The 22,974-nt window shown below is 66.2% G+C and carries 8 protein-coding genes and 3 pseudogenes; 8 read left to right on the forward strand and 3 right to left on the reverse strand.

Going from position 1 to position 22,974, the window contains the following annotated elements:
- Nucleotides 1-471 precede the first annotated feature (471 nt).
- Nucleotides 472-1,455: a recombinase family protein gene (locus tag ACQPXB_RS21960; protein WP_432855266.1), complete on the reverse strand. Its 984-nt coding sequence runs from the start codon at nt 1,453-1,455 to the stop codon at nt 472-474.
- A 1,033-nt stretch (nt 1,456-2,488) separates the two neighbouring features.
- On the opposite strand from ACQPXB_RS21960, the gene ACQPXB_RS21965 reads away from it, so the two are divergent.
- Genes ACQPXB_RS21965 through ACQPXB_RS21975 form a run of 3 tightly spaced genes read left to right on the forward strand, consistent with a single transcriptional unit; the run spans nt 2,489 to nt 9,549 of the window.
- Entirely contained in the window at nt 2,489-5,836 is a 3,348-nt protein-coding gene (locus tag ACQPXB_RS21965; protein ID WP_432855269.1) for a DUF6531 domain-containing protein, read from the forward strand.
- A gap of 33 nt (nt 5,837-5,869) precedes the next feature.
- Entirely contained in the window at nt 5,870-9,070 is a 3,201-nt protein-coding gene (locus ACQPXB_RS21970; RefSeq protein ID WP_432855272.1) for an RHS repeat domain-containing protein, read from the forward strand.
- The gene (locus tag ACQPXB_RS21975; protein ID WP_432855275.1) at nt 9,067-9,549 is read left to right on the forward strand and encodes a hypothetical protein; all 483 of its coding nucleotides are present in this window, start codon (nt 9,067-9,069) and stop codon (nt 9,547-9,549) included. The genes ACQPXB_RS21970 and ACQPXB_RS21975 overlap by 4 nt, the downstream gene beginning before the upstream one ends.
- Nucleotides 9,550-10,059: 510 nt before the next feature.
- On the opposite strand, the pseudogene ACQPXB_RS21980 reads toward ACQPXB_RS21975, so the two are convergent.
- Nucleotides 10,060-10,202: pseudogene (locus ACQPXB_RS21980) on the reverse strand (IS256 family transposase); the annotation flags it as partial.
- Nucleotides 10,203-10,718: 516 nt separating this feature from the next.
- Nucleotides 10,719-11,315 (reverse strand): hypothetical protein, encoded by a 597-nt coding sequence (locus ACQPXB_RS21985; RefSeq protein ID WP_432855278.1) that lies wholly within the window; start codon nt 11,313-11,315, stop codon nt 10,719-10,721.
- Nucleotides 11,316-11,794: 479 nt separating this feature from the next.
- On the opposite strand from ACQPXB_RS21985, the gene ACQPXB_RS21990 reads away from it, so the two are divergent.
- The 5 genes and pseudogenes from ACQPXB_RS21990 (at nt 11,795) to ACQPXB_RS22010 (ending at nt 22,947) form a co-directional block, all read left to right on the forward strand.
- On the forward strand, nt 11,795-12,691 hold the full coding sequence (locus ACQPXB_RS21990) for a hypothetical protein (RefSeq protein ID WP_432855281.1): 897 nt from the start codon (nt 11,795-11,797) through the stop codon (nt 12,689-12,691).
- Between the two features lie 114 nt (nt 12,692-12,805).
- Nucleotides 12,806-14,713 (forward strand): annotated as a pseudogene (locus ACQPXB_RS21995) (LamG domain-containing protein); the annotation flags it as partial.
- Between the two features lie 398 nt (nt 14,714-15,111).
- Nucleotides 15,112-15,357: pseudogene (locus ACQPXB_RS22000) on the forward strand (hypothetical protein); the annotation flags it as partial.
- Between the two features lie 39 nt (nt 15,358-15,396).
- Nucleotides 15,397-17,586 (forward strand): LamG domain-containing protein, encoded by a 2,190-nt coding sequence (locus ACQPXB_RS22005; RefSeq protein ID WP_432856740.1) that lies wholly within the window; start codon nt 15,397-15,399, stop codon nt 17,584-17,586.
- 108 nt (nt 17,587-17,694) lie between these two features.
- Complete coding sequence (locus ACQPXB_RS22010) at nt 17,695-22,947, forward strand: RHS repeat-associated core domain-containing protein (RefSeq protein WP_432855284.1); 5,253 nt, start codon at nt 17,695-17,697, stop codon at nt 22,945-22,947.
- Nucleotides 22,948-22,974: the final 27 nt, after the last annotated feature.

Consider the following 22,974-nt stretch of genomic DNA (forward strand, 5'->3'; position numbering starts at 1 on the left):
AGGTGTGGGCTGCCGCCAGCGTCGGCTATGCGGTTCAACTGGGTGCACGTCGAGCTCGTTGCATTGGAACTGGCCGAGAGTTGCGAGCTCGTGGTGGCGGTGGTCCCGTAGAAAGTCTTCCGAGCCCCTGCCCTCGCCGATCCCGATGGTCTGGGATTGCAGCGCCTGCCGCGGGTCAGCTCGACTGTCGATGAACGCCCGGTCGGCACTTGCCGACAGACCTGGCTCGGCTTGAGCCTCGGCGGCCGGGCAGGCCGCTCAGCTTGCGACGCAGCAATCACCGGCACTGAGACAACGTGATCAACCACCGGCTGTATGGAGAGTCGGGTGCTGGGGGAGTGCGCACATCACGGGCGCGTCAGCTACTGTGGTGACATGATCTCCCGAAACTTGGGAGATCTCCCATGCGAAGGGGTTCAAGTCCCCCCTCGGACACTCAATTACCCCATGAAGTCGCGCGTCGCGGCAGGGTCAGAGCAACAGAAACTGCTCTCGAGCGGTCTTGGCTGTTGCAACCTGTGCGCATGGTGGGCTGCATGCCTTGACTTCTTGTGTGGGACCGCCATACAGGATCGTTAGGTCATTCGATCTCAGGTACTCGGCGATCGAGGCTCCATCCTCGTCGGCCGTCGCGGGGAATCGGGCGCTAAGGTCGTTGAGTAGGTGGTCTTCGCGGACGTAGACGTTCTTGGCGAGTTCTGGTGGGCGGTTGCGGGCGCTGGTGTGGCCGTGGCGGCAGCGGTAGCCGGGGCGGCCGTTCACCCAGTGCGAGTCCAGGCGGCGGCCGCATAACTGACATTGCACGAGTCCCGTCAGCATGTACGTCCTGGTGTCCCCGCGCTGCGTGGGCCGGGCCGCGCGCATGCCCTGGACCGCCAGGAACGTCGCGTCGTCGACAAGGGCTGGATGGCTCATCTTCTCCGACTGTGCCCAACCTCGCGCCGCCGATGGCCGGATTTGAGCACGGTGGTGGGCCGGATCGATTGTTCTGGCGCCGTGCCGGTTCCATACCTGGCGCCCGGTGTATCGAGGGTTCCCGAGTATTCCCACCACTGTCCGGACGATCCACTCGTGCTTCGTCCGGTGTCGGTTGCGGTCGCGGTCGGCGCTTGACGGGCATGGGACGGCGCGTTCGTTCAACTCTCGCGCGATGCCGGCCACGCTGCGTCCGGTGGCTCGTTGCTGGAAGATCCACCGCACCCACGGTGCGGTAGCTGGATCGGGTTCCAGGCGGTGCAGGCGGCGCCCCCAGCTCGCGTGGGCCCGGTTCGGGTGGGGGCCGGCATCGGTCAGGCGGTAGCCGTAGGGTGGCCGGCCGCCGAGGAACCTGCCTTGAACACAGGACTGGACGTGCATCGCAGCCAGCACCCGGTGCCGAGCCCGTAACACCTCGCGACGCGACTGGGACCCGAGCAAGAGCATCAGCGCCTGGTGCACGGGGTCGTCGAGGTTCACCGGACCGCCCGCTTCGGGCAGCCAGCCACAGTTGGATACCTCGCTCCCGCAGCGTGGTCAGCACGGTGTCGAACTGGTCTCCGTAGAACGCTCGCTCGTACTCGCCGATGACAACGGCGTCGAACGAACGGTTCGGTTGCTCCGCAGCTGCTATCAGCTGTGCCGCGGCCGACCGTTGACGCCACGGCAGCCGACGTGAACATCCTTCGTCGAAGTACTCCGCCACAATCACGCCGCGCCCTCGGATCGTCTCCTCGGCGGCCTCTCGCTGCCACCCCAACGACGTTTCCCGGTGCTGGAACTCGACCGTGGACATCCGCCCGTAGAACGCGAACCTCAGCCCGTGGCTCCCAACGGTGTGCTCGCGACGCCGGGCGCCGGCACGACGCGGAGACACCGTGCCTGTCACGGCAGTACTGATCATCGTGTACCTCGGTGCTTGAGGTGGGTCTGGTCGAGGGCGGAACGCGGCTGCCGGAGGCCGATGACGGGCTTGGAGCTGTACTGCACCCGAATGGCCGCACGGGCGCTGACCCAGGCGCCGTGGGGCTGGGTGCGCGGGCATGCTGGACATTTGCCGCGTTGACGCGGGGTCGCTGATCCGTTCGGCTCGACGGTTTCCTATCTTCCTTTCGGTGTATCGGCGCCTTCCGGGAGTTGCCGGGACGTCGATCCTCAGGCCGCGCAGGTGTTATCGAGTTCCGACTGCCGATGTTTGCGACGGCGAAGCCGGCAAGGTGACGTGGTCCCTTTTGCGTGTTCGGCATCTTTATCCCATTGGGTATACATTCGAATCCTCAAGAGATGATAATGCCCAATTCTCCGTATGCCGTTCCGAAGATCACTCCAACGGACGATGGTAGCTGGAGGTCAGGCGGTTAGATTTCCCTGCGGCGCCCGCAATTCCGGCGGCCGGTCGTTCAGGGGAGGATCTGCCGTGTCCGGTGGGATCGATCGTGTTCGAAGAATGTCCGGTTTCCGGATTCTCACGGTTTTGCTCAGTGTGCTGGCGTTGCTCGGGGCGACCACTTCGGTGGTCGGCGCGGCGCCGAAGCCGGCAGTGTCCGCGCAGCCTGCCGCGTCGCCGAAACCGGCGGATTTTGGTCCGGACGCGGTGAAATCCGCCGACGTCGCGGTCGATGGGTATGGCGATGCGCAGGGCTATCACGTCGAGCTGGGTCGGGAGATCGCCGGGTTCGCGTGGCAGGAGGTCGCGCTGATCCACCCGGCCGGGTTCGATGACGGTTCGTGGACCGGCTACCAGTGCGTGTCCGGCGATGGGAAGTACGCCGCGGTCGCGATCCTGCCGGCCTCGGCGGTGAACACCCAAGCCGCGCGTGACCATGGTGCGTTCGCCTACTCCGTCAACCTCGGCACGGGAGTAGTGCACGCTCTGGCCGGTGGCGTCGGCCTCAAGTACTACTCACCGGGTTGCGGCACGGGGGACGCCGCGGTGTTCACCGTCGCCCTCGACGGGCAGACCCGGCTGCTCACTGCGAACCTGGCTACCGGCAAGATCGGCGCGGACACGACGTCCCCGGGGCAGATTACCTCCGCTGTCCCCACTGCCTTCGGCGTCGTCGGTGTCGCGGGTAACCGGCTGGTCTCCATCTCCGCCAAGGGAATTCCCACGGTGGTGGCCACTCTGCCCGGCGACGTCTACGACGTACGCCCGGCCGCCGACGGTGGCGTTAGCTTCCTGCATGCGAAGCCGGGTACGCGCACGGCGACCGCGGCACACGAGCACGCCGGCACGGTCACCACGCTCGGCTCCGGCAACCTGACTCGCGTTCAGCTGTTCCAGGGCCGCGCCGGTCACGCAGTGCTCTCCGGCGCCACCCCGGGAGCAGCCGCGGCGCTGGCTGCCGCGGGCGTACGGAGCGTGCGCGATACTTCTCTCGCGCACGGTGCCGAAGCGTCGTCCTTGGACGGTGACGCCCTTCTCGGCCCGGATGCCGACGGGCGGAAGACTGCGCCTGCGCTACTGGCGACGAAGACTGGCAAGGTACTCACGCCCGCGATCCCGGCCGCCACCACTGCCGCGGCCACTGCCGTACCCACATACTCCGCTGCACCGACGCTCGCGCAGGCGCCTCACCAGAATCGGCTGCGCCCGAAGGGCGACGCAGCTTCGGCGGCCACCGCAGCGCCGAACGCCACCCAGGCACAGACGCCGAACTGTGCAGTGCCTCCGTTGAACGCGAACCGGCAGGTCATGCAGCCCAACCCCGCCCAGGTCAACTGGGCCGTGCAAATGGCCGAGCAGGGTCTGCTCACCGGGAGCGCCTACACGCGCCCAGCCGGCTTCGACAACATGGGCCTGGTCGCCTATGCGCCGAACAGCGACTTCCCGCTGATCCCGCTGTCACACCCGGCGGGCGGCACGAACACCGTGCCACGGTCGATCTTCGAGGGCATCATGGCTCAGGAGTCGAACTGGTCGCAGGCCTCTTGGCACGCTCCGGCCGGCACCGCAGGAGACCCGCTGATCGCCAGCTACTACGGCGCCGGCGGCGACATCGTCTCCATCGACTACGCCGCTTCCGGCTGCGGCTACGGCATCAGTCAGGTCACCGATGGGATGCACATCGGCGACCACTCGCTGTCCGAGCACGGCCAGTGGAAGGTCGCGGTCGACTACCAGGAGAACATCGCCGCTGGCCTGCAGATCCTCGAGAGCACCTGGAACCAGCTCTACTCCGCCGGGATTACCGCCAACAACGCCGACCCGCGTTACCTGGAGAACTGGTACTTCGCGGCCTGGGCATACAACTCGGGCATCCAGCCGAACGCGGCCAACGGCAACACCACCGGTTGCACCCCCGGCCCGTCCTGCACCAGCCCGCACGGCACGTGGGGTCTGGGCTGGACCAACAACCCGGCGAACCTGGACTACCCGCCCAACCGCGACCCGTACCTGCAGGACACCTACGCCGACGCGGCGCACCCCGCGAGCTGGCCCTACCAGGAACGCGTGCTGGGCTGGACCGCGAGCCCGCTGATTCGCTATGGCAGTCAGGCGTATGCGAAGCCGACCTACAACGGTGGGCAGAACTGGGTGCAGCCGGCGCCGTTCACCGCGATGTGCTCGCTCACGGGCAACCAGTGCGATCCCAATGCCACCAACTCCTCCAATCCGGGTGCGAGCCATTGCATGCTCGACGACTTCGAGTGCTGGTGGCACAACCCCGTGACGTGGATCCCGAACTGTGCCACGACGTGTGCGACCAGTCCGTACGCGGTCTCCGGCGGGTCGGAACCGGCGAACCCGACGCAGAACCCACCGACCTGCAGCCAGGACACGTCTAAGGTGCCGAGCGGGTCGATCATCGTCGACGACGAACCGTCGCGGTTGAACCTGCAGGGCTGTGGAGCAGCGAACTGGTCGAGCAACGGCACGTTCACGTACACCTACGGCACCAACTCCGCGGGTGACCCGATCGGCGCGATCGACACCCACCAACTCGGCACAGGCCTCGGCGGCCGAGTGCTGTTCACCCACACCGAAGACGGCTCGAACCCGGCACTGATCAACACCGGCGTGTGGACGCCGAACCTACCCTCACTGCAGTACTACAAGGTCAAACTGCACCTGCCCGGCCTCGGCGCCGAAGCCACGAACGTCGTCTACAACATCAACCCCGGCGGAGGCGTCGCCCCGTGGAAGATCCGGGTCAACCAGGCCTGGAACTCCGAGCAGTGGGTCACGATCGGCACGTTCGCCATGCAGAACGGCGGCAACGTCACCCTCAACAACAACGGCAGCTCGATCGACAACGGCGGCTTCGGGAACTCCGACTTCGACGTGGCCTTCGACGCGGTCGCGTTCGTCCCGCAGGGCGGCACGCCCGGCCAGCCGATCGGCGGCCTGCCCGGGATTCAGGACGCACCGCGGGGCAGCAACCCCGCGTTCATCGCGTGTGGCTGCGCGACGCGCACCGCCGGCGACCCCGTCGATACGTCCACCGGCTACTTCGGTCAAGAGTTCCCGGACCTTGCCACGCCGGGACGCAGCGCGGCGCTGAACTTCTCCCGCAGTTACGCCGAAGGCATCGCCGACCCCAACGGCCCCAACGAGTCGCTGGCCGCTGATGGCCCGTTCGGCTGGGGATGGACCTTCTCCTACAACCTGTCGGCAGCCACCGACGGCCCGACAGGGAACGTTACGGTCAAGCAAGAAGACGGCTCAGCCGTCACCTTCCTCGACACCGCTGGTATGTACTCTCCCGCAGCACCGCGTTTCGACGCCACGCTAGTGAAGGCGGGCTCGAACTACGTGTACACGAGGCGCGGCAGGTCGATCTTCACCTTCGACGCCGCGAGCGGGCGGTTGACGGCGGAGACGGACCTGGCCGGCAGTAAGGCGTCGCCACCTTACTAGACGACGCTGACCTACGACGGTTCCGGTCGCCTGTTGACGGTCACCGATCCCAACAGCCGCAAGTACACGTTGACCTGGACCGGCAGCCACATCACCGGGCTGGCCGACACCGCCGGCCGACAGATCACCTACGGCTACGACGACAGCGGAAACCTCACCGACGTCTATGGCGTGGGCACCACCCGCACGCCGGTGCTCAAGGACGACGATCACGCGAAGTACACCTACGACGCCAACCACCTGATGACGTCGATGCGGACGCCGGCGAACTTCGCCGGTTCGCCGACCGCGGTCACGTCCATGGTCTACGACAGCGCTGAGCGGGTGCACACACAAACCGACCCGAACGGCCACACCACGACGTTCACCTATGGCCCGGACGGCGGTCTGGCCACCGGCCAGACCCTGACGACTGATCCGGCCGGTCACAAGAAACTGGATACGTACCAGAACGGTCTGCTGATCTCGGAGACCAAGGGGTATGGCACGTCCGATGCCGGTACCACTTCGTACACCTACGACCCGGTCACCCTCGGCGTCACCACGCAGACGGACCCCGACGGTGGCGCGGAGACGTTCACCTATGACGACCAGGGCAACAAGACATCCGAGTCGAACGCCCTCGGTTTCACCACGAACTACGTCTACGACGGCGCGGGGAACCTGCTGGAAACCATCGACCCGAACGGTGTCGCGACGGTCAACCAGTACGACCAGTCGGGGCACATTCCAGTCGGCGCGGCCGGCGTACTCGACCTGACCTCGACCACGATCACCCGGGCCAACAACGTCGTCGAATCGACCACGGGCAACTTCGGGCCCGCGCCCATCCGCACCGCCAACTTCTATTACGACGACGCCCAGCACCCTTCGGATCGAACTCGCGTAGTCGACCCCAACGGCAAAACCGCCACCGCTGCGTTCGACGCCTTCGGCGACAAGATCTCGGTGACCGACGCGGCGGGTGACAAAGCGCAGTCCGGCTACGACACCGAGACCGGATGGCTCACGTCCACAGTCGACGAAAACGGCACCGCAGCCGGCGTGAACCCCGGCTGCACGCCACCGGCCAAGGGCTGCACCTCCTACCGGCAGGACGCCGACGGCAACGTCATCGCCACCACCGATCCGCTCAACCACACGAATTCGGCAACCTACGATGCCGACGGCAACAAGACATCGACCACCGACGCCAACCACCACACCACGGTCTCGACGTTCGACCCGGCCGGCCAGCGGGTGAAAGTCACCCAGCCCGACAACACAACGCAAATCACCGATTACAACTCCGACGGCACGATCTCCGACACCGTCAACGGCCTGAACGCCAAGACCACCTACGGCTACGACGGCCAGGGGCGGGAGAATTCCCGAACTGATCCCGACAATCGCACCACCAGGTCGCACTTGGACCCGGCCGGTCGTGTCGTGACCAGCACCGACGCGACAGGCCGCGTCACCACGATCGGCTATGACCCGGCCGGGGAAACGCAGTCGGTGAAGTACTCCGACGGTGTGACGCCCAACGTCACGTACGGGTACGACCCGGACGGGCATCGGGTGACGATGACCGACTTCACCGGGACGTCGACGTGGACCTACGACGCCTTCGGAGAGGTCGTCGCCCAGACCCAGGGCTCCGGAGCGGCGGTCGCGTATGGCTACGACGACGACGGCAACCAGACGTCGATCACCTACCCAGGGCACGCCAGCCCTGTGGTCCGTACCTTCGATGACGCCGGTCGGCTCAAGACCGTGGTCGACTGGAACGACAACAAGACCACGTTCGGCTACGACAACGACGGCACGCCGAGGACCACGACCTATCCGAACGGCACCACGGTGACCGACGGTGTCGACGACGCTGATCAGCTGATCTCGACCACGGCCGTCACCGGCGCGACGACCGTCTTCTCGGCGACCTACGGCCGAGATCCGGTCGGGCAGCTGTCCAACCGGGCCGTGGGGTCTGCGTCGCAAAGCTTCGGCTACAACGCGAAAGAGCAACTGGCGTCGGACGGGTCGGCGGCCTACAGCACCGACGCCGCGGACAACCCGACCACCGTCGGCGCCACCACCCAGTCGTTCGATGCGGCCGGCCAGCTGTGCTGGACCCTGCCCGGCGCCACCGCCCCCAACCCGACATGCGCCACCCCGCCCGCAGGGGCCGCCACCGTGACCTTCGATGGCGTCGGCAACCGGAAGACCGCCGGTTCGGCGACCTACGGCTACGACCAGGCTGCCCGACTGACGACGTTCACCGGGCCGTCGACGTCGGCGACCTATCGCTACAACGGCGACGGCCTGAGGACGTCGAAGACCGTCGGCGGGGTGACCACGACCTTTGTCTGGGACAACGGTGGCACGCCGAACATCCTGACCGACGGAACCACGAGCTACCTCTACGGCCCCGGACGGCTGCCGATCGAACAGATCGGCACGTCCTCGAGTTCCTGGTTCGTCCACGACCAGATCGGTTCCACACTTGCGCTGCTGGACGGTGCCGGGGCAGTCGCCGGCAGCTACACCTACACGCCGTACGGCGTGGCCACCTCGTCCGGCAGCGCCAGCACACCGCTGCGCTACACGGGGCAATACACCGACAGCGAATCCGGGCTCGTCTACTTGCGCGCCCGATACTACGACCCGGCGACGGCGTTGTTCATCAGTGTCGACCCGCTGCTCGACACGACCCGCACGCCGTACACGTACGCCGGGGGCAACCCGCTTCAGTACGCCGACCGTACTGGCCTCAGCTTCTGGGACAGCATCGGGCTGGGACTCGCGATCGGCGGCGCGATCATCGGCGGGATCGGCTGCGCGATCCTGGAACCGTGCGGCGCGATCGTCGCGGCGGGTGTCGGCGTCGCCGAGGTCGGCGCGGGGCTGGCCATCGGCGTCGCCGCTGCGGCCGGCGCGGGCGCGGCGGTCCTCATGGGCGGCACGATGTACGCTGCGACCGGCGGAGGTGGTCTCGACGACTCGGTCCTGCGCAACTGGGATTCGGGAGACAATTACGACGATGACGGCAGGACCACGTCGTCGAGCCGGGAAAATCAGCAGCAAGAAGCGGACAGCGCTTGGAACGAGATCGTGCGACGGGTGCGGCAGCTCACGGGGAAGACGCTCACCAACGCGGACCGGCGGGCTTGGCACGGCAACATCCACGACCTGGGCGGCCGGTACCAGGAGATCCTGCGAGAAGGACTTCGTATGTTCGGATGTGGTGAATGAACCCGATCGCCGAAGCGGTTCAGGCGCTGGCAGGCATGCGCCTGGTCGAGATCAGGCGGATCGTGAACATCGTGGTCGTCGTGTTCCGGCCCGATGATGCGGGGGCCGACCACACGATCCACGCACAATGTTCGTTCCGCGTCATGCACGGCGACGTGATCCTGCTCGGTTCGCGCGACATGCGCTGGCCCAAGACGCCCGGCACCGACCGGGACGAGGCATTCGACAACTTCACCACGATGTACGACGTGCAAGCGGCATTTCTGACGTCGAAGTTCACGGAGGGCGATTTTCGGGTGGCCGGTGCCGACATCGGCCTCGGTGGACTTGTGGTTGTCGAGGCAACCAGCGGCTCGGACTCGATACGAATCGAGGTCATTCCGGAGAGTTCGGGGCCGAAGGTCGAAAGCTGGCGGCTATTCGCGGTCGGGGACAATGGTGAGCACTACGTGTACCCGGAAGCCGCAGGTCGCGACTGACGGTGCGTGTGTCGGACGGAGTGCCTCAAGCCCCCGGGACTTAAGCGGGCGGGTCCTTGCGGGGGAAGCATTGTCACCGGCCGACATCACTCGTGCGGGGGATGATCCTGGCCTGGCTAGGCTTAGTTCGACACTCGCTCCAACGGTGCCCGGGGTTCGAACCAGACGCAAGCGGTGATGGCGCCGTGGCCAATCCAGGCCGGAAGAATTCCACATTGCGCGTGGCGCCGACCGATGGAACGTCGTTCTGGTGATCGTGGAGCTCCACTCAGCCAGGTAGCCGGAGACGTGTGGTTAACGTGCAAGATCGTCCTCGGACACATATTCAAGTTCTCTGACCAGGAGTTTTCTCTGCGAGCTGTAGCTTGTGGTGAGAGGATGCGCTGCTCAGCGGTGTGGGGGTTGAAGACCCTTGCGGACACGCGCGTTAGCCACAGAGCCGAAGTCGCCAACCTCGGGTGAGAAATGCGTGACCGTCTACCAGCGGTGCTAGACAGACTCGATGAGGTTGAACGCGATCGCCAACCCTGCCGCCCATGAAGCCGGGCTCTTGGTGTCGGTCGTGCGGGCCGCACCGTGGTGAAGGCCAGCTCGATCGGGACGGCGGTGCGGAGATGGATCCAGTGCTCGGCCGGATTGTCGTTGAACGCCAGCTTGCCTTCGCCGGCTGTCGGCCTCGGCACGGCAGGTCGCCGAGGCGAACCGCTGGCGTCTGCTCGTTTCAGGGCCGTCGCGCCTGTCGGTGATTCGCGGGGCGGTCACCTCCACCGAGCTGGCGCGGGTCAGTACCTCGCGGGGTCGGTGGCAGCCGTTATGCACGATCAGGCGATGGCCGTGCTCGTCGCGTTCGTCGGCGAATGCGGCGATGGAGGCGCCAATCTCTGCCTGGAGTGCCTCTCGGCCAGCAGTCGGAGGGCGCCTCGGCTGTGGGGCCGGGAACTACGGCGAGCATGGGCTCGCCGTCCCGACCAACGCGCCAACCTCGGTTTGTTGGAACCGCTACTCGATCACCGGGAAGGTACGTACTTCGCTGGCTGATCCACTGGTCTCGAGCATTGCTCCCCTAGGACACCTGGGAGATCAAGTTCCTAGGGCGTGAACTCTTGGTCGGGGCCGTGCATCTTCAGGACTTCAATCTCCCTAGCCGCAGACGATCGCGTCGGTGGGGGTCAGTGCAGTTTGGTCCAAGCTTCGTTGATCATTGCTGCGCACACGGCCGGGTCGGTGTTTTCCGGCGTGTCGTCGCCAAGCGGCTTGAGCTGGATCGTCAGGGCTGTATCCGTGCGTTGGCACAGCACGACCGACGTCCTGTCCGGGGAGAGTTGTTCGGACGGGGCGAGGTTGTTGCGCAGGATGCAGGACACGTCGCCGACCTGGCGGAGTTCGTTGAGGGGGCCGGCGAGGCCGTTGGCCTTGTCTTCGTAGGGGACGGCGAGTCCTGGGGCGTGCGCTCGTACGGCGGTGATCTGGAAGGCGTGTGTGAAGTTCGGGGCGGTGTAGGTCTGTACGAGTGCTGGCGCGTCGTAGGCGGCGGAGATGCGGTTGCCGTTTTCGCGGTCGTTGGTGGCGTTGTGCTGGGCGAGTTGGCGGTAGGAGTCGTCGTCCTTGGCCTTGACCGGTGATACGTCGGCTCGGTCGACGCCGCCGAGGGTGTCGGGTGCCTTGAGCGGTAGTCCGCTGACGGCTCCGGAGTCGTGTGCGGACAGGAACCACGGGACGCCGACGCCGGTCGCGCCGATGGCGAGACCTATCGCGGCGGCGATCACGAGGGAGACCGGGCGTGAACGGCGCTGTGGTGTTGCGACGGCGGGTACTTCCGGGAGCACCGGCACTTCCTGGGTCACGGGCAGTCCTTGAAGAGGCATGGGCGATGTTGATCACTGGATCGGTGGGCTGTCGATGTTCGTTACCGGTGCTTTGTAACGTCTTGTAGACGGCCTGGACCAAGCGGAGCAGCCGCTGGTCCGTTTGGAACACCCGGCGTTGCTGCATGTCAGCGGCCTATCGCGACAAAGCGGACATAGTGCCGGGTTGTATGTCTCTTGTGGATCGTGATCACCCGATCGGCGGCTTTGCGGTGCCTTGGTGATCGTGGATTGTTCTTTTTACTTTTGGGTCGCGCGGGTCGGGGGACGCGCGCTGGCCAGGCCGAGGGGGCCGTCTTTCGTGGAGTATCGAAGACTTTCGCGTGGCTTCAAGCTGCGCGTGTTCGGGTTGGGTTGTGCTCGTGGTTGCGAGCGTGCTCGTGGTGGTGACGGCGAGTTCGCCGTCGTTGCCGGAGGTGTCGCCTGTGGCGTCGGCACCCAACGCCGGGGCCGCGTTCGCTGCGGCGAGGCGGCAGGGGACACCGGTGGAGGTGTCCGACCAGACGACCGAGACCAAGCGGGTTTTCGCGCAGCCTGATGGGCAGTTGAACGCAGAGCTGGCGTCCATGCCGGTCCGGGTGCGCCGCGGAGCCGGCTGGGTGCCGGTGAACACGACGTTGACGAAGTCCGGAAGCGGCTTTGTTCACCCACAGGCCACTGTGGACGACCTGTCGTTCTCGGCGGGCGGGGACGCGCCGTTGGTGACCTTCGGCAAGGGTGACAAGACGTTGTCGCTGTCGTGGCCGCAGAAATTGCCTGTCCCGACTCTCGACGGGCCGACTGCGACTTACCACGAAGTGTTTCCTGGCGTCGACCTGGTGATGCAGGCTGCCGCCGACGGGTACAACGAGCGGCTCGTCGTCAAGAACGCGACTGCAGCGAAGAACCCGGCGCTGAAGTCCATCGCGTTCAAGCTTGCCGCGAAGGGCGTCACCGTCTCCAGTGACCAGTCGGGCCGGATCGAGGCGGTGGATGCAGCCGGCAACCTCGTTTTCGCGGCGCCCACGTCGACGATGTGGGACGCGCGCGGCCCCGAAGTCGCGAGCGCGCCGGTCGAGGCGACGGTGAAGGAGTCGACGCTGCTGCTCCACCCCGCGGTCGCGATGCTCGAGGATCCGGGGACGCGGTTCCCTGTGGTGATCGACCCGGACATGCACTCGTGGAACCAGTCGATGTGGGCGAAGGTCTTCAACCCGACCGGATCCGCTCGTGCACGGCGGGTACTTCCTCCGGCCCCACCACCGCGCTCACCAACGGCCGGACGCGTCCGGAGGTGACCAGCGCGGCGGCGAGCCCGACCTCGTACCGCATCGGTCACGTTGACGCCGCCTGGCGACGGACCACGTGACCTCTTCGTGCAGAGCGTCGACCGTGCCGGGCACCGCAGCCCGATGAAGGTGTACCACTTCTACGTGCGAGCCGGGAACGGCCCGCTCGCCCAGTGGTCGTTCGACGGTTCCACCAAGGACTCCGCGACGCTCGGCTTCCGCGACGCCACTCTGCACGGCGCACCGACCTACGTCCAGGGATCGATCGGATCAGCACTCAAGCTCAATGGCTCGAACGACTACGCGACCGCCCCAGTATCGGCGAGCACCGCCGCCGGGTTCACGTTCGCGGGCTGGGTCAACCTCGCGGCGAAGACGCAGGGTTGGTCGACCATGCTGAGCCAGAACGGCTCGGCGGCGACCATGGTTCGGCTCGGCTACACGGGTACGGCGAGCGACAAATGGGCGCTAGAGTTGCGTCCTTCGGACTCCACTTCCGCCACGCCGACGACCGTCCTGTCGTCCGAAAAGGCACAGACCGGGACGTGGACGCATCTGGCAGGTGTCTACGACGCGGCCGCGAAGAAGGTCCGGCTCTACGTCAACGGGGACCTCGCCGGCGCCGCCGACTGGACCTCGCCGTGGCAGGCGAACGGAGAGTTCGCCCTGGGCCGCAGCACACCTGCCGGAACGGGCTCCGACTATCTGTCCGGCTCGGTCGACGAGGTCCGTACCTACGACCGCGTCTTGACCGACTCGGAAGTGAAGTCGATTGTCACCCTCGACAACGTCGCCGCCGGCTACTGGAACTTCGACGAGTCCGACGGCACGACGGCCCGAAACAGTGCGGCCGGGGGAGAGATGGCGGCGCTGCACACCGGCGCCGCGTTCACGCAACAGGGTGCCGTCAACGGCGCCCTCACCCTCAACGGTACCCAGGGGTACGCGTCGACGAGCGGACCTGCGGTGCGTACCGACCAGAGCTTCACCGTCAACGCCTGGGTGAAGCCGAACACGATCGGTGACATGGCGGCGGTTTCGCAGGACGGGGTGAACGCCAGCGGCCTGTACTTGAAGCAGATCGGCGGCAGCTGGGTCTTCGGCATGAACGCCGGAGACGCCACCAGTGGCACAGCCGCCGAAGCGCGATCGGCCGCGAACACTGTCCAACCGGGAGTGTGGACGCATCTTTCCGGTGTGTACAGCAGCGTCGCCAGGACACTGACCCTGTACGTGAACGGTGTGCAGGCCGGCACCACAACGGCGCCGACCACGCCGTGGATGGCGAACGGGCCGTTCGTCATCGGACGTGGGCAGTACGGCGGACCCACCGGCTTCTGGGCCGGGGCGGTCGACGAGGTGCGTGCCTACAGCCGTCCCCTCGGCGCTTCAGAGATCCAGGGCATCGTCGCGCAGAACAACGTTCCGGCAACCGCGTGGGCACTCGACGGCGATGCGAAGGACGGCTCGAGCCGCGGTCTCAACGGCACGGTCAGCGGCCAGGTCGATTGGGCGCCGGGCCAGAACATCAACCCGGATCCCAAGGACCTGGCCGCGAACTTCACGGGCGCCGACGGTGCGGTGAGCGCACCGCCGGCCGTCGACACGACGAAGAGCTTCTCGGTCGCCAGCTGGGTCAAGCTGGGTACCAAGACGGCGGGCACGGGCACCGTGGCGAGCCAGAGCGGCTCGAGGGCCTCGTCTTTCATCCTGGGCTACACCGGCAGCGCGATCGACCGGTGGGCATTCGCCATTAGCTCCGCCGACGTCGACGGCCCGTCAGCGGTCACGGTGCAGTCCGACCAGCCCGTGCAGACGGGAGTGTGGACGCATCTCGTGGCCAGCTACAACGCCGCCACGAAGGAAATGCAGCTCTACGTCAACGGGAGCCTCGCGGGTTCGACCACCACGAGCGCCGTGTGGAACGCCACCGGCGAGTTCGACATCGGCCGTGGCAAGGATCGGGGTGCGTGGACGAGCCAGCTCACGGGCGCTGTCGACGATGTGAAGGTCTATCCCCGGGCGTTGTTCAGCGATGAGATCCGCACGATGGCGGGACGCGAGCTGAACCTGGTCCACGACTGGCAGCTCGACGAGTCCAGTGGCACGAACGTCGCCGACTCGACAGGGAACCGGCCTGGATCGCTCAGCAGCGGCGCGCGCCTCGTGCCGGGCCGGGTCGGGAACGCGGTTTCGTTCGACGGCCAGACCGGTGCGGTCTCGACGAGCGGTGTCGAGCTCAGGAGCGACGACAGCTTCACCGTGTCCGCCTGGGTGTACCTCGATCGCAAGAGTGACACCACGTCGAAGTTCACCGCGGTCAGCCTGGACGGCGTGCACACCAGCAAGTTCCGCCTCGGGCACGTCGCGGACGACATGTCCGCGTTCTGCTTCGACGGGATGTCCGACGACCCGAACGCCTGTGGCAAGTGGGTTTTCGAGATGGCGGGGTCCGACGTGGACAGCCCCGTGGTGGCGAAGGCTGCGGTGTCCACGCTGCCGGCCGAGATCAACACCTGGGCGTTCTTGAGGGCGTCTACGACAAGCAGACCGGAAAGACCTGGCTCTACGTCAATGGCAAGCGCGTCGGTGACGGCACGCTCGACACCGCGTGGCAGGCGAGCGGCGGTGCCGAGCTGGGCCGCGGAAAGGTGGCCGGTGCGCCGGCCCAGTTCTGGCCAGGCCGCGTCGACGACGTGCGGCTGTATTCCGGCGTGCTGGACAAGGACCGGATTCTTTCCCTCTACGCGGCCTACCCGGCCCTCGACGAGACACCGCCGGACCTTCCGGTGGCCGACACGGCGTACTGGAAGTTCGACGAGAACACCGGAGTCACGGTGTCGGATTCGAGCAGCCTCGGGCACAACGCCACCATGAAGGGTGGGGCGTCGTGGTTCGGTGGACGGCTCGGAGCCGCCGCGTGGCTTGACGGCACCTCCGGTTACGCCGAGACCGCGGGAGCGGTGCTCGACACGACCAAGAGTTTCTCGGCTGCGGCGTGGGTCGTCCTCACGAAGACCGACACGGGCAACTACGTGGTCCTCGGCCAAGACGGCAATCGCACCAGTGTGTTCCAGCTGCGGTACAGCGGTGACAGCGGAAAGTGGAGCGTCGTTGTTCCGCAAGCGGACCAGGACAATCCTCCGGTCACCACGGTCGTGTCCAACGTGAAGGTCGCCCCGAGCGAGTGGACCCACCTCGGGGTCGTCTACGACGCCCCCGCACATGAGATGAAGCTCTACGTCAACGGTGCGCTCACGACCGTCCAGGTCGGTGTCACGCTCGTAGCGTCCGCTGGGCCGTTCACGATCGGCCGGGGCAAGTGGAACGGCCAGAACAGCGGGTTCTTCCCTCAGGGCATCGACGATGTCCGCGTCTTCGGCAAGGCGCTCAGCGACGGTGAGATCCGCCGTGTCGTCGCGGACGTTTCGGAAGCAGACGCTGGGCAGTGGCACTTCGACAACGGAACCCCGAAGGACTACTCCTGGCGGCACAACGACGCCACGTTGTCCGGAGGCGCGTCGATCGTCGCCGGTGGTGTCATGGGCAACGCGCTGCAGCTCGACGGCATGACCGGAGTCGCGACCACATCGGACGGGGGAGTGCCGATGGCGCGCAGCTTCACCGTCTCCGCGTGGGCGAAGCTGACCCGGATCGACAAGGTCGCCACGGTCATGAGTCAGGACGGCACCCGGATGAGCGGGTTCGTCCTGCAGTACCGGCCGCAGCTCAACCGCTGGGTCTTCGGTGGCGCCACTGAGGACAAGGACGCTGCGCCGCTCAACTACACGGCGTCGTTTCAGGTGCCCGAGGTGAACCGCTGGACCGCGCTGACCGGTGTTTACGACGCCGGCGCGGCTCAGTTCCGGCTGTATGTCGACGGGCAGCTCGGCGGCGTGCAGAACAACGTCGCTCCGTGGCCGGCGACTCACGGCCTCGCGATCGGGCGCGACCTGGTCAACGGTAGCCCGGCCGAGTTCTTCCCCGGCATGATCGACGAGGTCTCGACCCACTACGACGCGATGCCCGAGGACGCCATCCAGCGCCGGGCCGGCTGGCCGGCTCCGACGACAGGGCAGCTCGGACGTTACGCGGACGGAGCGGGCCGACGGGGGACCTACACGACAACCGGGAAGGCTCCCGACGGCTACCACTTCGACCAGAGCCTCGGCCTGCTGGTCGACGATAGCCAGCCGAACACCCGCACGTTGTACTCGTGCTACCTGGGTCTGGACGCGTTCACCTCGCCTGACCCGGCATGCGAGGGCCAGACCGTGGGCGGGCCGATCGGGTCGGTGTACACGGTTCAGCCGACGAACATCGCGACGGTCGCGGTCTACCGGTGCAACAACGGTCCAGATCACTTCGAGTCGCTCGACGCCGCGTGCGAAGGTGCGACGGGGGAGGGGATCCTCGGCTACACGCTCGCCTACGCGCCCCTGCTCCGCTACAACAGCAGTACGACGGACGACCATTTCACCACGGCGGAGGGCGTGCGGCCGGGGTACATCCTCGAGGGGCAGCACGGGTTCGTGGCACTGAACTCGCCGTCCGGCATCCAGGCGATCACCAGTTGCGTGACGGACACGGATCAGTTCGTGTCGACCGATGCTCTCTGCGAAGGCAAGACGGTGATCGGCACGACGGGCCGGTTGTGGACCGCGGCCCCGGCCGGCGTCGTGGCCAACCCGATCTACCGCTGCGTCAGCCCGGCAGGGGAGTCGATGATCAGCACAGTGGCTACTTGTGAGGGCTGGAGCGTCGACAAGCTGCTCGGTTACGCCCTGGACAAGGTGCCCGACGATGCACCGGCGTTCCCGGCCGGTGCTCGCTCGGCCGCCGCGCTGATTCTTCCGGACAAGTCCACCTCGACCCCGGCGAGGACTGCCGTTTCGCCTGGTTGATCCCTTCCGAACCGACAACGGCGATGGGTGGTGCCGGGCCACCCTCACCACCCATCGCCACCTTGCCCCGCGTTTCCAGGACCCCGTCCTGCCCAGCCTGGAGGAACCATGCGCACGTCGCCGACGCACCGCGGTCGTCGCGGCCTGATCACGGCGCTCGTCTGCTCGCTTGTCCTGACCGCCGTCAGCACCAACAGCGTCGCCAACGCTGCCGGCGGTCCGAGCGTGCAGCTGCCGGACTACCCGTCGACACCGGTTACTCAGCAGACCATGACACCGCGGGCTCCCGACGAGGCGTCCACGAAAGCGCTCACCGGCAATCAGCCGGCCGGCTCGACGGCACCGGACGGCGGCGGCGATACCAGGGCAACCTCGCTCAGCCCGTCCGCGACCTGGGACGTGACTGCGCAGACCGGCGACTTCAGCTGGTCGTACCCGCTCGACGTGCCGCCGGTTCCCGGGGATCTGACTCCGAGCTTGGCGCTGTCCTATTCGTCGTCCTCGGTCGACGGGCACACCAGCGCCACGAACAACCAAGCCTCGTGGATCGGTGATGGCTGGGACCTCGCCCCGGGATTTGTGGAGCGCACCTACGGCTCATGCCAGGAAGACAAAGAAGGCGGCACAACCCCGCCCAAGGTTGGTGACCTGTGCTGGAAGTCCGACAATGCCACGGCCGCGTACAACGGCTCCGGCGGCATGCTGATCCACGACACCACCAAGAACGTCTGGCGGCAAGGCAGTGACAGCGGGGCCCGCATCGAGCACGTGACCGGCTCGGGCAACGGCGCTCAGAACGGCGAGTCCTGGAAGATCACGACGGTCGACGGCACCCAGTACTTCTTCGGCTCTACCGCCTCAGCAAACTCCACGTGGACCGTTCCCGTTTACGGCGACGACGCGGGCGAGCCCTGCCACGCGGCCAACAACGTTTTCGAGGACTCTTCGTGCGTCCAGGGCTATCGCTGGAACCTCGACAAGGTCACCGACCCGCATGGCAACGAAATCCTCTACACCTACGACGTCGAGACCAACAAATACGGCCAGGACGGCAAGGACACTCCCGTCTCGTACGTCCGCGGTGGCACGCTCCGGGAGATCCAGTACGGACTGAACACCCACGTCGCCGCCCCTGCCGTCGGCAAGGTCGTCTTCACACCGGCGGACCGGTGTGTGCCGGGCAGTCTGTGCACGTTCGACAAGCCCGAGAACTGGCCGGACGTACCGCTGACGGATCGATGCGACACGGCCAGCTGCAAGGACCACCCCAGCCCCACGTTCTGGTCCACGAAGCGTCTCGCCAAGATCACCGCGCAGGTCCGGTCCGGATCCGGCTACGCCGACGTGACCAGCTGGTCGCTGGACCAGAGTTTCCCCGACCCGGGAGACGGTGAGAAGGCGGCCCTGTGGCTCAAGAGCGTCACCCGTACCGGCCTTGTCGGTACCCCGACTTCCCTGCCGCCAGTCACCTTCGAAGGCAAAAAGCTCGCGAACCGGGTCGACAAGGCTGACGGCATCGGACCGCTCAACCGCTACCGGCTGTCGGCGATCGTCTCCGAGTCTGGTGGCGTGACCACGGTCAACTACGCCGATCCGGACTGCACCGCGACGTCGTTGCCGGCGAATCCCGAGACCAACACCAAGCGGTGTTTCCCGGTCACCTGGGCTCCGAAGAGCTTCGCCGAGCGCACCGACTACTTCCAGAAGTACGTCGTTTCCTCGATCGTGCAGTCGGATCGGATCAGCTCGAGCACCGAGCAGCTCACGAGCTACGAGTACCCCGAAGGCGCGGCGTGGCACTACAGCACCTCGGAGTTCACCCCGGACGACAAGAAGAGCTGGGACGAGTTCCGCGGCTTCGGGAAGGTAATCGTCAGAACCGGGCGGCCTGACGACCCGGACGGCCCGCAGACCTACACCGAAACCCGGTACTTCCGGGGCATGAACGGGGACAAGCTCCCCAGCAACGGCAAGCGGTCGATCTCGGTGGCTGACGACGAGAACGGCAGCTACGTCGACGAAGACTGGTTGCAGGGCTTCACCCTCGAGAGCATCACGAAGAACGGCGCCAACGGGGCTGTCGTCGGCAAGTCCATCACCGAACCCAGCTGGCAAGGTCCGACGGCAACACGCGCCGCGTACAACGCGTACATCGTGCATCCAGGCACTTCCCGGTCGTTCACCGCTCTCGCCGCTGGTGGCTGGCGGACCACCAAAACGACCACGACGTACGACGCGAACGGCCTGCCTACGCAGGTGAACGACCTCGGGGACGTCAACGACACCACCGATGACCGCTGCACGACCACGACGTACGCGCAGAACTCCACGCTGTGGCTCCTGTCGTACCCATCGCGAGTCGAGAACACAGCTGTCGCCTGCGGAACTCCTCCGGTCTACCCGCGCGACGTCATCTCGGACACCCGGTCCACTTACGACAAGCTGGCTTTCGGCGCCGCTCCCACAACCGGTGACGTGACAATGGCGGAGGATCTGGACGCGTACGACGCCGGAAAGCCCGTGTACCGGACGGCGGCGAAGACCGAGCGCGACGTCTACGGCCGCACTACCAAGGTGATCGACGCAGCCGGCCACGAAGCCACCAGCACGTACACACCCGCCACAGGCGGTCCTGTCACGCAGCTCGAGACCGCGAACACGCTCAAGCAGAAGACCACGACGGTGTTCGAGCCCGCGTGGGGCGCGGCCAAGACCACCACGGACGCCAACGCGCGCGTCACGGAGATCACCTACGACGCGCTCGGCCGCAACACCGAGGTGTGGCAGCCGAACCGCCTTCGCTCGGACAATCCACAGGGCAACCTCCGCTACACCTACGACATCCGGAACGACGCGCCGAGCTCCGTAACCACGACCCAGGTGAACGCCAACGGCCGGTTCACCACGTCGACCACGATCTACGACAGCTTCTACCGGCCACGTCAGGTCCAGACACCGGCACCAGGCGGCGGTCGACTGCTGGTGGACACCCGCTACGACTCGCAGAACCGCGCGTACAAGACGACTCAGCCGTTCTTCAACGACCAGAACGTCGACACGAAGCTCTGGGTAGCCAGCGACACCGACATCCCTGGCCTGACACTGAGCAAGTTCGACGGCGCGGGTCGCCCGACCGCCTCGATCTACGAGGCTGATGGCACCGAGAAGTGGCGCACCACGACCACCTATGACGGTGACCGGACCAACGTCACGCCGCCGGCCGGTGGCGTGGCCACGACCACGATTACGGACGCACGCGGTCACACCAGAGCATTGTGGCAGTATCACGGCCCGCAGCCCACCGGTGACTACGACGAAACCACCTACACGTACACGCCCGGCGATCAGCTGGCCTCGGTGACCGACTCCAGCGGAAACCACTGGGCTTACACCTATGACATCCACGGGCAGCTCAAGCAGGCCGACGACCCCGACCGCGGCGCGACGACGTACACCTACAACCAGCTCGGTCAGCAGACGAGCACGACCGACGCCCGCAACGTCACCCTCGCGTACACCTATGACGATCTGGGTCGGAAGACCGGCGAATACCGGGGCAGCACCACCGGCACGAAGCTCGCCGAATGGGCATACGACACCGCGTTCAAGGGCGTCGGCCAAGTGGCCAGCTCTACCCGCTGGACCGACGGCAACGCTAACACCGAGAAGGTCAACGCGTACTCACCGCTCTACCAGCCGGCGATCCAGACGGTGACCATTCCCGCGACCGAGGGGCCGAAGCTCGCCGGCTCCTACCAGACGTTTCTGTCCTACAACCCCGACGGCAGCCTCGGCGGATCCAGCTTCCCGGCCACCGCCGACGCGACCGCCGAGAGCATGCTCTACGTCTACGACGACCTCGGCAACCCCACCACGACCACGGGGGACTCGGACTACGTCACCTCGTCCGACTACAGCCCCTACGGCGAGATCCAGCGCCTCCAACTTGGTGAAGAGGGCCACCGAGCCTGGATGACGTACGTCTACGACAATCACACCCGGCGCCTGGACCGCACCGTCGTCGACGCCGAAGTCCCGCACTCGATGCAGGCGGACACCCACTACGCCTACAACCCCGCCGGCAACATCACGTCGACCTCCAACACGCCGCTGGACCAGCCCTCGGACACCCAATGCTTCCGCTACGACTACCTCCAGCGGCTGACCGACGCGTGGACTCCGTCGGCCGGAGCTTGTGACAACGACCCGAATGCGGCTTCTCTGGCGGGACCGGCTCCGTACTGGCAGTCCTTCACCTACGACAAGTCTGGCAACCGCCTCACCGACACCCAACACACGGGCGCCGGCGACGTCACCCGCAAGTACAACTATGCCGACCCAGGTGCCGCGAAACCACACCTCCTGAACTCGATCACCACACCAGGCGCGCTGGACGCTGCCTACACCTACGACCAGGTCGGGAACACCAAGACTCGGCCGGGTACGTCGGCAACGCAGAACCTCGACTGGACGGTCGAAGGCCAGCTCGACTCCGTGACGGAAGGCACGACCACAACCAGCTACACCTACGACGCCAACGGCAGCCGCCTTCTCCGCCACGACCCCACCGGCACCACCCTGTACCTCGGCGGGCAAGAGGTCCACGTCGACAACGCCGGCCAGGCCTCCACGACCCGCTACTACAGCCACGGCGGTACGAACGTTGCCGTTCGCACTGCGGGCACGTTGACCTGGCTGGCTGGTGACCACCAGGGCACCAGCCAGGTAGCCATCAACTCGACCGACCTGAGCGTCACCCAACGCCGCCAAACCCCGTTCGGCGCCCCTCGCGGCCCCGCCATCGACCTCCCCGGCGACCGCGGCTTCGTCGGCGGCACCGAGGACACCTCAACGGACCTCACCCAACTCGGTGCCCGTGCGTACGACGCTTCTACCGGGCGTTTCGTGTCACTGGATCCGGTGTTCGATCCAACCAATCCGCAGCAAGTGAATGGCTACGCGTACGCGAACAACAGTCCCATCACATTCAGTGACCCATCGGGTCTCGAGCCTCAGGTGATTCCAGTCGGTTGCAAAGGCAGCTTGCTTGAGTGTCGGAACGAGGGCTACGGATATGCTCCCCAAAAATCCTGGGAGGATGACACCAAGCGCGTGGCGGCTCAGCAGGCGGCAGACTGGAATCGGCGTTGGACGCTGCGAACAAATGACGCTAACAAGCTGATCAGCACATGGTCGTCCTATGCTCAATCAATCGGAGGAGATCGAGGATTCTGGCAGACGGACACCGGAGTTGGCGATGAGCAGGCCTACTTTGGTCTTCGTGGGTGTCGAATGGCTTGGATTCATCTGAATGACAATCCTAATGACGTCCAGGGCGCTAAAAACATCGCAGCGACGTAATGCATCAATCACGCTGATGAATGTTCC

It is taken from the genome of Amycolatopsis sp. CA-161197, assembly GCF_050942255.1.
Classification (GTDB): domain Bacteria; phylum Actinomycetota; class Actinomycetes; order Mycobacteriales; family Pseudonocardiaceae; genus Amycolatopsis.

Bases quoted from the DNA above. Each gene is read 5' to 3' on its own strand.
- ACQPXB_RS21975 (WP_432855275.1), top strand. From the start codon at position 9,067: ATGAACCCGATCGCCGAAGCGGTTCAGGCGCTGGCAGGCATGCGCCTG.
- ACQPXB_RS22010 (WP_432855284.1), top strand. From the start codon at position 17,695: ATGCGCACGTCGCCGACGCACCGCGGTCGTCGCGGCCTGATCACGGCG.